This is a genomic window from Mycetocola reblochoni REB411, assembly GCF_900163835.1.
Classification (GTDB): Bacteria; Actinomycetota; Actinomycetes; order Actinomycetales; family Microbacteriaceae; genus Mycetocola_B; species Mycetocola_B reblochoni.
This window is the reverse complement of sequence record NZ_FUKR01000013.1, coordinates 19,723-30,586: the sequence shown is the minus strand read 5'-3', so window position 1 is coordinate 30,586 and position 10,864 is coordinate 19,723. Positions and strand designations below refer to the sequence as shown.

The 10,864-nt window shown below is 72.6% G+C and carries 14 protein-coding genes; 8 read left to right on the top strand and 6 right to left on the bottom strand.

Going from position 1 to position 10,864, the window contains the following annotated elements; genetic code table 11:
* Window positions 1-37: 37 nt before the first annotated feature.
* From FM119_RS02240 to FM119_RS02230, 3 genes are read right to left on the bottom strand one after another with little or no spacing between them, the layout of a single operon-like run.
* A complete protein-coding gene (locus FM119_RS02240; protein ID WP_087136066.1) occupies window positions 38-529 on the bottom strand; it encodes an MFS transporter in 492 nt (163 codons plus the stop codon).
* A complete protein-coding gene (locus tag FM119_RS02235) occupies window positions 526-1,095 on the bottom strand; it encodes a winged helix-turn-helix domain-containing protein (protein WP_087136065.1) in 570 nt (189 codons plus the stop codon). Before FM119_RS02235 ends, FM119_RS02240 begins: the two co-directional genes overlap by 4 nt.
* A 60-nt stretch (window positions 1,096-1,155) precedes the next feature.
* Window positions 1,156-1,944 (bottom strand): AraC family transcriptional regulator, encoded by a 789-nt coding sequence (locus tag FM119_RS02230; protein ID WP_179205158.1) that lies wholly within the window; start codon window positions 1,942-1,944, stop codon window positions 1,156-1,158.
* A gap of 268 nt (window positions 1,945-2,212) precedes the next feature.
* Between FM119_RS02230 and cynS the strand changes: the two genes are divergently transcribed.
* The 6 genes from cynS (at window position 2,213) to FM119_RS02200 (ending at window position 7,597) form a co-directional block, all read left to right on the top strand.
* Window positions 2,213-2,665 carry a cyanase gene (cynS, locus tag FM119_RS02225; protein ID WP_087136064.1) on the top strand — a complete coding sequence of 151 codons (453 nt, stop codon included), beginning with the start codon at window positions 2,213-2,215 and terminating at the stop codon, window positions 2,663-2,665.
* Window positions 2,666-2,689: 24 nt separating this feature from the next.
* Window positions 2,690-3,508, top strand: a complete 819-nt coding sequence (locus tag FM119_RS02220; RefSeq protein ID WP_087136063.1) for a formate/nitrite transporter family protein — start codon at window positions 2,690-2,692, stop codon at window positions 3,506-3,508.
* Between the two features lie 111 nt (window positions 3,509-3,619).
* The gene (locus tag FM119_RS02215) at window positions 3,620-4,339 is read left to right on the top strand and encodes a FadR/GntR family transcriptional regulator (RefSeq protein ID WP_087136062.1); all 720 of its coding nucleotides are present in this window, start codon (window positions 3,620-3,622) and stop codon (window positions 4,337-4,339) included.
* Window positions 4,329-5,090 carry a hypothetical protein gene (locus FM119_RS02210; RefSeq protein ID WP_087136061.1) on the top strand — a complete coding sequence of 254 codons (762 nt, stop codon included), beginning with the start codon at window positions 4,329-4,331 and terminating at the stop codon, window positions 5,088-5,090. The genes FM119_RS02215 and FM119_RS02210 overlap by 11 nt, the downstream gene beginning before the upstream one ends.
* A gap of 78 nt (window positions 5,091-5,168) precedes the next feature.
* Window positions 5,169-6,617 (top strand): four-carbon acid sugar kinase family protein, encoded by a 1,449-nt coding sequence (locus tag FM119_RS02205; protein WP_087136060.1) that lies wholly within the window; start codon window positions 5,169-5,171, stop codon window positions 6,615-6,617.
* Between the two features lie 65 nt (window positions 6,618-6,682).
* Entirely contained in the window at window positions 6,683-7,597 is a 915-nt protein-coding gene (locus FM119_RS02200) for an NAD(P)-dependent oxidoreductase (protein ID WP_087136059.1), read from the top strand.
* A 3-nt stretch (window positions 7,598-7,600) separates the two neighbouring features.
* On the opposite strand, the gene FM119_RS02195 is transcribed toward FM119_RS02200, so the two are convergent.
* Complete coding sequence (locus FM119_RS02195) at window positions 7,601-8,089, bottom strand: ribosomal maturation YjgA family protein (RefSeq protein WP_218778708.1); 489 nt, start codon at window positions 8,087-8,089, stop codon at window positions 7,601-7,603.
* A 44-nt stretch (window positions 8,090-8,133) separates the two neighbouring features.
* Window positions 8,134-8,793, bottom strand: coding sequence for a biliverdin-producing heme oxygenase (locus FM119_RS02190; protein WP_087136058.1), 660 nt, complete (start codon window positions 8,791-8,793; stop codon window positions 8,134-8,136).
* A gap of 207 nt (window positions 8,794-9,000) precedes the next feature.
* Between FM119_RS02190 and FM119_RS02185 the strand changes: the two genes are divergently transcribed.
* Window positions 9,001-9,216 (top strand): Rv0909 family putative TA system antitoxin, encoded by a 216-nt coding sequence (locus tag FM119_RS02185; RefSeq protein WP_087136057.1) that lies wholly within the window; start codon window positions 9,001-9,003, stop codon window positions 9,214-9,216.
* Between the two features lie 80 nt (window positions 9,217-9,296).
* Here FM119_RS02185 and FM119_RS02180 read toward each other — a convergent pair whose 3' ends face one another.
* Window positions 9,297-9,602: a DUF2470 domain-containing protein gene (locus FM119_RS02180; protein ID WP_087136056.1), complete on the bottom strand. Its 306-nt coding sequence runs from the start codon at window positions 9,600-9,602 to the stop codon at window positions 9,297-9,299.
* Window positions 9,603-9,728: 126 nt separating this feature from the next.
* Here FM119_RS02180 and FM119_RS02175 point away from each other — a divergent pair, with 126 nt between their 5' ends.
* Window positions 9,729-10,841, top strand: a complete 1,113-nt coding sequence (locus tag FM119_RS02175) for a LacI family DNA-binding transcriptional regulator (RefSeq protein ID WP_245827200.1) — start codon at window positions 9,729-9,731, stop codon at window positions 10,839-10,841.
* Window positions 10,842-10,864: the final 23 nt, after the last annotated feature.

Here is a 10,864-nt window from a genome sequence, read left to right as displayed (position 1 = left end):
AGCCGTCCTCCACGCCTGCCTCACCTGGGCGACCCTATTAGGAGACACGCCCTAGCGGCGCGCCCAGGAGCACCGAGGCGCGGTTCGTTGCGTCGAGGAAGCCGACCGCTCGCTCAAGCGGGATCTTGGCTTGGCCGACGATCGAGGGCAGGAGCACCTGCCTCGCGGTCTCACCGGGGGCGTCGAGGAGCCCGCCGAGGAATACCAGTCCGAGCAGGAGCGTGAAGTTGATGCTGCCTGCGAGGCCGAGCACCCCCAGCACCGTAATCATCACTCCGCTGACGACATCGGCGATGACGGCGGAGCGAACCCTGCCGATCCGGTCGACGAGGACGCCGCCGAGCGGGCCGCCGAGCAGGACCGGAAGGGTGGCGGCTGCGGAGGCCAGACCCAGCTGAACAGCATCGCCGCCCGTTGCCAGCACAACGAAGGGGACGGAGAACTGTACGACGACGTTCCCGGTCCGGGACAGCACGTGCCCGACGACGAGCGGGAGCAGTCCGGACCGCTCGTGCCATGGCCGGGTCATGATTGGAGGCTGTAGCTCTGAATCAGCACGAAGACGGGTTCTCGGGAGTCGCTTCCATTGGCCGCGGCTGGCGCGGCGTCCGCGTCTGCGCTTCGCTCTGCCCAGCGCTGAAGGAGGCCGGTGAGTTCTGCCGAGAGCTCCGCTGCCTCCCGCGAGGTCAGCCGCAGTACGCGGTCGCTGGTGTTCCCTGCCGCGCGCCAGTCGTCGCTGAGCGTCGAGGCTGTGTCCAGGTAATGCTCGTACTGCTGCGCATAGAGCTGCATGACCTGTCGGCTGAGAGCACTCGAGGAGGTCTCATCCCAGCTGGTGGTGGCGTTCGCGGCTTGCCACCAGCGCTCCCGCCGGTCTCGGCCTTCCTGTTTGTGCTCAGTGATGAGGCCCGCCGCCGAGAGCGTGCCGAGGTGATAGCTGAGCGTGCCGGGCGCCTCGTCGATGTACTCCGCCAAGCCCGCTGCCGTTCGCGGGCCGATCGTGCGAAGCAGGCCGAGGAGGCGCAGGCGCGTGGGATGGGCGAGGGCACGGAGCTGTGTGGCACTGGCCGTGGTCGCACTGTTGCGTCGTGGCATAGAGCGATCGTCCAATGCTCCAGCGAAAATCACAACAGTTCTTGTGGATTTGGCGGGGCGCTACCGTCCGGCGGCCGAGCCCGCCTCCCGGTACGCACTCGGCGCCACGCCGAAGTGCGCGCGGAAGCGCCGGGCGAAGGAGCCCGCGTCGCCGAAACCGCTCGCGGTGCACGCGCCCCCGACGCTCGCCCCCCGCGCCAGCAGACGGCCGGCCAGCTCCAGGCGGAGCCGTCGGATCGCCGCGGCCGGGGAGGTCCCCGCCTCGGCCAGGAGCAGCTGCGTCGACCGCAGCGACAGGTGCGCCTCCTCCGCGAGCGCGGCGGCGCCGAACTCCGGGTCGGTGAAGCGCTCGTGCATGATGTCGAACAGCCGCTCGACCAGCTGCTCGCGCCCCTGAGGGGTGGCCGCCTCCGCGAGCTCCTGCAGTCGGCGGTGCTCCCTCTCCCCGCGGTGGTGTGCGACGGGTGCGCGGGCGAAGCTCAGCAGGGTGGTCCCGCCGCCCGGCAGCCGCCGCGTCGACCACGTCACGGGGATCGGCTCGCCGTCGGCCGCGATGAACCACTCGGTGCCGTGGGGCGTGCGCGCGTCGCCCCCGGTGAGGATCGGGCACTCGCAGCGCGGGTAGGCGCTGCCGTCGGGCCGCCGGCCGTGCAGTACGTCGTGGCTATGCGCGCCGATCACGTCATCCGGCCGGAAGCGGAGCACATCGAGGGCGGCGTGGTTGGCCAGTGCCACGCCGCCCTCACCCCCGATCACCCACAACGGCGTGGGTGCCGCGGCGACGACCTCGGCGAGCGCGGTCGCGCTCAGGGCGGCCGGTCCCTCGGCCAGGCGTGCCGTGCCCGTCATCAGCCCGCCCTCCCGTCGTCCGCCGTCGCTGTGCTGCCACCGTCGTCGCCCGGGGCGTTCGCGCCCCTGGCCGTGTGACGCCGACGCTAGCCAGCGCGCCGACGGGCAATCGTTTCGCCGCTGTTTCCGCGCGGTAAAACCTGGACGGGCCTGCGCGAATCGCACGGAACGCTGCGCGAAAAGCCTCACGCCGCCGGCCGGCGACGCGCTGGAGTTGCTGTCAGACGCGGACGGCGCCCGGCCGTCCCCCGACCGAAGGAGCACCCCGATGAGCGCATGGAACGAGTCGAAGGAGCGGGCGGCCATCACCGTCCGCCGCCGCCTGGCCGAGACGGGGTCGAGTTGGCAGCAGCTCGCCGAGCAGCTCGACCGCCCGCTGCTCTGGACGATCGCCGCGCTGCTCGGCTCGCACCCCGTGCCCGCCCCCCTGGCGGCCCGCGCGGGCGAGCTGCTCGGGCTCGACGACGCCACGGTCGCCGCGCTGCAGGAGCAGCCGTACCGCCTGACCGGAGACACCCTCAAGGCCGACCCCACGATCTACCGCTTCTCCGAGCTCATCGCCGTCTACGGCCCCGCCCTGAAGGAGGCGATCCACGAGGAGTTCGGCGACGGCATCATGAGCGCCATCAACTGCAACGTCACCCTCGAGCGCCGTCCCCACCCGGACGGCGACCGCGTCGTCGTGACGATCGACGGCAAGTTCCTGCCGTACCAGTGGTGACCGGCGAGCCGAACGGAGACTGACATGTCCTACATCGCCCCCAAGGACTTCGCGATCCGCATGGTCGACGCCGGCCAGTCGAAGGCGCTGATGTCGACCCGCGACACCCTCATCCGCTCGTACATGGCGGGGGCCATCCTGGCGCTCGCCGCGGCGTTCGCGGTGACGATCACCGTGCAGACGGGCAACGCCCTCGTCGGGGCGATGCTGTTCCCGGTCGGCTTCTGCATGCTCTACCTGATGGGCTTCGACCTGCTCACGGGGGTGTTCACCCTCGTCCCCCTGGCCTGGATCGACCGCAGGCCCGGCGTGACGTTCCCCGCCCTGCTGCGCAACTGGGGGCTGGTCTTCGTCGGCAACTTCGCCGGCGCGTTGACGACGGCCCTGCTCGTGGCCATCTACCTGACCTACGGCTTCTCGACGCCGCCGAACGAGGTCGGCGAGGCGATCGGCCACATCGGCGAGGGGCGGACCCTCGGCTACGCGGAGCACGGGGCTGCGGGCATGCTGACGCTGTTCGTCCGCGGTGTGCTGTGCAACTGGATGGTCTCGACGGGCGTGGTCGGCGCGATGATGTCGGACAGCCTGCCGGGCAAGGTCATCGCGATGTGGATGCCGATCATGCTGTTCTTCTACATGGGCTTCGAGCACTCCGTCGTCAACATGTTCCTGTTCCCGATCGGCATCATGCTCGGCGGCGACTTCACCATCGGCGACTACCTGGTCTGGAACGAGCTGCCGACCGTCGTCGGCAACCTGGTGGGCGGTCTGACCTTCGTTGGGGGTGTGATCTACGTCACCCACGCGCGGACGGCGCCGTCGAGGGCGAAGACGCTGGCCTGAGGGCCGCGGGCGCGGACGGGTGCACGCCGTCCGCGCCCGCGGCGGCCCCGCGGCGCCTGGATACACTGGCCGGGAGCCGCGGGGCCGCCGCGCGCGATGCCGAGGAGAGCCGTGTCCCGTCCGTCGCTGGTGAGTACCGTCGCCGACGCGCTGCTCGAGCGCGTGGTGTCCGGCGAGCTGCCCGCCGGGTCGGAGCTGCCGAGCGAGGCCGAGCTCGCGACCGCCCACGGGGTGAGCAGGGTGACCATGCGCGAGGCGCTCAAGCGCCTGCAGGCGCAGGGCGTGGTCGGCGCCAGCCAGGGCAGGCGCGGCGTCGTGCGTCCCCGGCAGGACTGGAACGACCTGGACGCGATCCTGCTCGCCGCTGTGCGCACCGACGGCAGCGACGCAGCGTCGGCCTCCCGCGAGCTGGTCGAGCTGAGGGCGGTCATCGAGTCGGGGGCGGCCGCGCTCGCCGCCGGGCACCGCACCGGCGAGGACCTCGACGAGCTGGACCGGCTCACCGGCCGCATGCGCGACGCGCACGCGGCGGGCGACGTCGCCGGCTTCGTCTCCGCGGACATCGACTTCCACGACGTGATCCTTCGGGCATCCGGCAATCGCTTCCTCACGGTCGTGTTCGCGCCGCTCGGGAGGCTGCTGGAGCAGAAGCGCGCCCAGACCTCGGCCGTGGCCGAGATCAGGGTCAACGCGATCGCCATGCACGAGGCGGTCGCGGCCGCGCTGCGCTCAGGCGACTCCGAGAGATCGCGTCTGGCGATGGCGGCCCACCTGAGGCAGACCGCCGACGACCTCGACCACTACCTGCTGGAGGGCGCGGATGATCGCTGAGCCGGTCGACGAGCGAGACGCCTCCTGGGAGGCGCACGACGCCCGGTACCGGCTCCTCGTCTTCGAGGGGCCGGGGAACGCCGTCGCCGCCTACGACCTCGGCGACTGCACCCTCCGCGAGGCGCTCGAGGCGGGGGAGGAGACATCGGAGCGGGACGCCAGGCTCTGGTCACTCGCCCTGATCGTCGACGACGAGCGCAGCGCGCCCGTGTTCGGCGCCGCCGTCGCCACGGTGCGCAGCCGGGGGCTGATCTGGCTGTCCGGCTACGACTACACCGACGGTGAGCCCTCGACCGTCGCCGAGTGGCGTCTGCGCGCCGAGATGCAGGACAGCTACCTGATGGCTCGCTCGCTCGCGGGCGAGCCGGTGGTGCTGCCCGACGGCCTGCGGGTGTTCCGGATGTTCCCCGGCTGGACGACGGTGCCGCTGTGGGAGAGCTTCACCGACAACTACCCGTTCGACGAGGACACCGTCCCGGTCAGTGCCGGGCTGCGCGACGAGCTCATCGCCTGGGGCGCGGAGTGGGAGCGCAGGGCGCTCGCGGAGATGGACGGGGACGGGGAGGGCACCTCGGGCGCGGCGGCCGCCCCGGACGAGGAGGGTGATGACCCCGAGGCGGCGCTCCTCGGGGAGGCGGAGTGGGCGCGGTGGGGTGCCCGGCTGTACCGGCGTGCGGTGGCCGAGCTGCGGGACGTGGCGGAGGTGCGTCCCGGGTTCGCGTTGCCGGTCGAGGAGTCCTCCGCCGGGTAGCCGCGACGCTTGCGCCCCGCATCTCAACTTGTAATATAAGTTTGCTGTCGTCGAGCACACCGCAACGAAGGAGTTCAGATGCTGACCGAGACCGACGCGCTCGCCCCCTACCCGGCCGAGGTCGAGGTCGCCGCCTCCGAGGTCGCCGCCGCGGCCGCCGCACAGGGCCGCGTCCAGATCGTCCTCGATGACGACCCGACCGGCACCCAGTCCGTCTCGGACCTGCCCGTGCTCAGCGCCTGGGAGCGCAGCGACATCGAGTGGGCGCTCGACCAGGGCACCCGTGCCGTCTACATCCTCACCAACACCCGCAGCCTGAGCGAGGCCGACGCCGCCGAGCGCAACCGCGGCATCGTCACCGCGGCGAGCGAGGTCGCCGCCGAGCGCGGCATCACGCTCAGCTTCGTCAGCAGGGGCGACTCGACGCTCCGTGGCCACTACCCGCTCGAGACCGACGTCATCGACGCCACCGTGCGCGAGCTCGGCCAGCCGGGGCACGACGGCGTCGTCATTGTCCCCGCGTTCCCCGACGCCGGCCGCATCACGATCGGCGGCGTGCACTACCTGCGCGGGGCGGACGGCGCGCTCACCCCCGCGGGCGAGAGCGAGTTCGCCCGCGACGCGACCTTCGGCTACCGCTCCAGCGCCCTCGCCGACTGGGTCGAGGAGAAGACGGCGGGGCGGGTCCCCGCTGAGGACGTCCTCGTCCTCGACCTCGGCGTCGTCCGCCGTGGCCCGGAGGCCATCGCAGCGGCCCTGGCGACGCTGGCCGACGGCCGACCCGCCGTCGTGGACGTCGTCACCGAGAACGACCTCCGGCTGCTCGCGCTCGGCCTCATCGCCGCGGAGAACGCCGGGTCCCGGCTGCTCTACCGCGTGGGCCCTCCCTTCGTCCGCGGCCGGATCGGCCAGAGCGAGCACGCACCGCTCACCGCGGACGAGGTCTTCGGGCCCGGAGGGGGCGCGGCGACCGGCGGCCTCGTCGTCGTCGGCTCGCACGTCGGGCAGACGACCCGCCAGCTCGCGGAGCTGTCCCGCAGGGGCGGCCTCGCCGACACGATCGAGATCGACATCGCCGCCGTCCTCGACGACGACCGCTCGGCCGACCACCTGGAGCAGGTGACGGCCAGGGCCGCGGCAGCGCTGGACCGGGGCACCGTCGTCGTCCACACCAGCAGGACACTGGTCAAGACGGACGACCCCGACGAGAGCCTGACCATCGCCCGCCGCGTCTCGACCGCCGTGGTCGAGGTCGTGCGCGGCGTCCTCGAGCGCAACGCGCCCCGCTTCGTCGTCGCCAAGGGCGGCATCACCTCCTCCGACGTCGCCTCGCGCGGCCTCGGTATCCGCTCCGCCATCGTGCGCGGCCCGATGCTGCCCGGCATCGTCTCGCTTTGGGAGCCGGTCGGCGGACCGGCCAGCGGCATCCCCTACGTCGTCTTCGCCGGGAACGTCGGCCAGGACGACTCCCTCGCCGAGGTCGTCGCCACCCTCGCGCTCCCCGAGCACCGGCCCGCCGCGGACTGAGCACGACCTGGCGCCCGAGCGGCGCCCGCCCCCCCCGACCTCTCTATCCCGCAAGGAGCACAGCCATGACCGCAGCACCCGTCACCTCGTCCGCCTCCGTCGTCGCCGTCCTCGGCCTCGGCGCCATGGGCCTGCCGATGGCCTCCCGGCTCGCCACCGGCCTCACCGTCCACGGCTTCGACATCAACCCGGAGCGCACGGCACTCGCCGCCGCACAGGGCGTCGTTGCACACGACAGCGCCGCCGACGCGGTCCGCGAGGCTGACGCCGTGCTGCTCGCCGTCCGCGACGGCAAGCAGCTGGACACCGTGCTCTTCGGCGAGGACGGCATCGCGCCGCAGCTGCGCCCCGGCGCCGTCGTGATCCTGACCAGCACCGTCGGCGTGACGGAGGTCACCACGGTCGCCGGACGGCTGGCCGAGGCCGGACTCGCGCTCGTCGACGCCCCGCTCAGCGGCGGCCCGGTCCGCGCCGGGCAGGGCGACCTGCTCATCGTCGTCGGCGGTACCCCCGAGGCGCGCGCGACGGCCGCGCCCGTGCTGGAGCTGCTCGCCTCCACGCTCCAGGTGATCGGGGACCGGCCGGGCGACGGGCAGGCCTTCAAGACCGTCAACCAGCTGCTCTGCGGCGTGCACATCGCCGCGGCGGGGGAGGCGCTGGCGCTGGCCGAGCGACTCGGCCTCGACCCGGAGGTCACCCTCGCCACGCTCGGCGCGGGAGCCGCCGGCTCGTTCATGCTCGGCAACCGCGGCCCGCGGATGCTGCAGGCCTACGACGAGGAGGGGCCCGAGGTGCTCAGCCGCCTCGACATCTTCGTCAAGGACATGGGGATCGTCACGCGCGCGGCCAAGGACGCGGGGCTGGCCACGCCCGTCGCGGCGGCGGCCGAGCAGCTGTACCTCGTCGGGCAGGCGCAGGGCCTCGCCGCCGAGGACGACTCCCAGGTGATCCGCCTCATCGCGCCCGAGCGCGGCGCGTAGGCGTCAGCGCGTCTCGCCCGGTCGGTCCGTCCGGTCCATTCGCACCGGTCGGTCCACCCGCTCCCGGGAAGCCGGCCGTGTCGGCAGGGCCCGCCGGTCCGCCCGAGCGCGCAGCACCGCGTCGGCCGCGGCGGCGATGACGCCACCGGCCAGGTACCAGAGCAGGTCGAGGGCGTCGAAGGACGTCCCGAGCGCGAGCCGGGCGAGCGTGAAGCGCGCGGACAGCTCCGCGGGGACGGGCGTCAGCTGGAACAGCTCGACCGCCGCGCTGAGCAGGACCGCGGACGCGCCGACGGCGATCGGGCGCACCCGCGGCAGCGCGACAGCGATCAGCAGGTAGAGCAGCGCGGTGTAGCAGCCGTCGGCGACCGGGCCCCAGCCGAGCCGGTGGGCGGCCAGCCCGGCGGCGACCACGACGACCGCCGCCGCGCCGAGCGCCGCACGTCGTCCCCCGCTGCGGCCTCGTCGTCCGCCCGCAACGCGAGGGCTCACCCGGTCCGTACCGCTTGCGCCCACACGGTCCGCGTCGCCGGGGCTCACGCGACCTGCGCGGCCTCGGCCTTCGCCCTGGCGAGGTCGGCGAACAGCGCCGTGTTGTACGCGTAGGCGCGGATGACCTCGTCGATGACCCTGGCCTTCTCGGCCTCGTCCCACGGGGCGTCGTCGAGCTGCTGGCGGTACACGTCCTTGAACACCTTCGGCTTGGCGATGTCGGCGAAGAGGTAGAACCCGACGCCGTTCGTGTCGAAGCCGAACTGACGCTGCATGAGCGTGCGGATGATCTGACCGCCGGACAGGTCGCCGAGGTAGCGGGTGTAGTGGTGGGCGACGAAGCCGCCGGCCCAGGTGGCGCCGACCTCGGTGATCCTGGCCACGTAGTCGCGCGTCGTCGGCAGCGGCTCGATCCGCTCGCGCCAGTCCGGTCCGATGAGGAACTCCAGGTCGGCCTCGATCGCGGGCAGGCGGGTCAGCTCGTCGGAGATGAACGTCGCGGCGACGGGGTCCCGGCGCATGCGCTCGGCGGCGGCCTCGATGGCCTCGTAGATGAAGTAGTGCTGGGCGACCATGGCGATGTAGTCCTCGCGGGTGCCCTTGCCGCTCATCAGCTCGTCCATGAAGCCCGCGCCCTCGCTGGACGCGTGGCTGGCCTGGGTGCGCGTGCGCAGTGCCACGGAGAAGGGGGTGACTGTCGACATCATGCTCCCGGGGGTCCAAGTGGGTGAGGTAAACCTAAATATAGCCGCTCCGGCGGTGCGTGAACACTGCTGTTCCGGGGTGTGCGCTGTGCATCGTGTGGCCCCGGCACGGGGATCTTGCCCCGTCGCCCCCGGCGTCGGAAAATGTTGCCTGGCCCGACCGGGCCGCGGAAACCGTCAGCGCCACGGGCGCGGAGAAGGGGCGACATGGGTATCGAGGATCTCACCAAGAAGGCCAAGGACTTCGTCGAGGCGAACAGCGAGAAGGTCCAGGAGGCGCTGAAGAGCGAGCAGGCGGAGAAGGTCAGCGACCGCGTGCTGGACGGCGTCGCCGGTGCGGTCAACAAGGTCACGGGCGACAAGTACGCCGACAAGGTCGGTGAGGCGCGCGAGTCGATCGACAAGAAGCTCGGCAACGAGTAGCGAGCAGGGCCGCCGCGGGCCCCGTCACGACCGGGTGGTCCTGACGGGGCCCGCGGCCGTGAGCACGGACGTGTCAGCCCTTAGTGCTCCTCGCGCGGCGTCACGCCGAGCTCGCGGCAGGCGCGCGTGTACAGCTCCACCACCTCGCGGCGGGCGTCGGCGCGCGCGGTGAGCCGGGTCGACCACGGCACGCGCACGGTGATCTCCTCCATCGGCGTCTCCGCGAGCCAGACGCCCTCGTCGACGGTGACGTCGGTCATGTGAGCGCGGACGGCGTCCCTGGCTCCGAACGCCCGCGCGATGAGGAGGTTGTCGTCGCTGTGGTCGCCGTTCATGTGACCGAGGATGGCGTCCGCCGTGGCCTCGTCGATCTCGTAGTCGCTCATACTCAGATCCCACCGCCTGAGCACTCTCTGTGTCAACTCCGCGGCCGGCGCCGGAAATGAATGCGGTTACATTGGTCTGACGACTGTCTTGCCGCGTCCGGGCGGCGCGAGCGGAGGAGACGAGTGGTGTCGAAGGTCCCCACGGTGTACGACGTCGCCGAGCGGGCGGGGGTCTCCATCGCGACGGTGTCGCGCGTGCTGCGGACGCCGGACGCCGTGCGTCCCGTCACGCGCGAGCGCGTGCTCGGCGCGGTGACGGAGCTCGGCTACGTGCCCAGCGGCAGCGCCAGGGGGCTGGCCGAGCGGCGGACCGGGGTGCTGGGCCTGTACTTCCCCGGCTTCGACGCCCTCGACGAGGCGGCCGAGTTCACGGTCTTCACCGACGACGACGACGGCGCCGCCGGCGACGAGTTCAGCATCGTGCACGAGGCGGCACCGCCGGAGGACGCCGGGGCGGCGACGCTGTTCCTGGACGAGGTGCTGCGCGGGGCGGAGCTGGAGGCGTGGAGGCGTGGCTTCGTGCTCATGGTCGGCGTCGGCCGGGGCGACCCGGCGACCTCCGTAGCCCGCGACATGGCCGGACGGGTGGATGGCCTGGTCGTGCTGGCGAACAGCGTGCCCGACGACGTGCTGGAGCGGCTCTCGGCCCGGATCCCCATCGTCGTCCTGGCCGGTCCACGGCGCGGCGACAGCAACGACCACGTGACCGTCAGCAACGCGCAGGGGATGGCGGCGCTCACCCGTCATGTCCTCGAGCAGACGGGCGGCCGGGTGCCGAGCTACCTGGCCGGACCGGTGGACTCGCCCGACGGTGCGCAGCGCTGGCAGGGCTTCCAGAGGGCCATCGCGGAGGCCGGGCTGGACCTAGCCGACGTCCCGGTGCTGCGCGGCGACTTCAGCAGGGCCGCGGGGCGCCGGATCGGCGACGAGCTGGTGCGGAGCGGGCTGCCCCCCGCGCTGATGTCCTCGAACGATCAGATGGCCCTCGGCGTGCTGGACGCCTTCGCCGCGGCCGGCGTGCGCGTGCCCCAGGACGTGGTCGTCACCGGCTTCGACGGGATCGACGCAGCAGCGCGATCTCACCCGCGGCTGACCACGGTCCGGCAGCCGATGACCGAGCTGGGCCGCGCCGCGATCGAGGTCATGGCGCGCCGGCTGGACGAGCCGGATGCTCCGCCGATGTCGGTGCGGCTGCCGGTCGAGGTCGTGCTCAGGGACAGCTCCGTCCGGCGGGGCTGAGCCGGGCACGCGTCGGCGGGCGC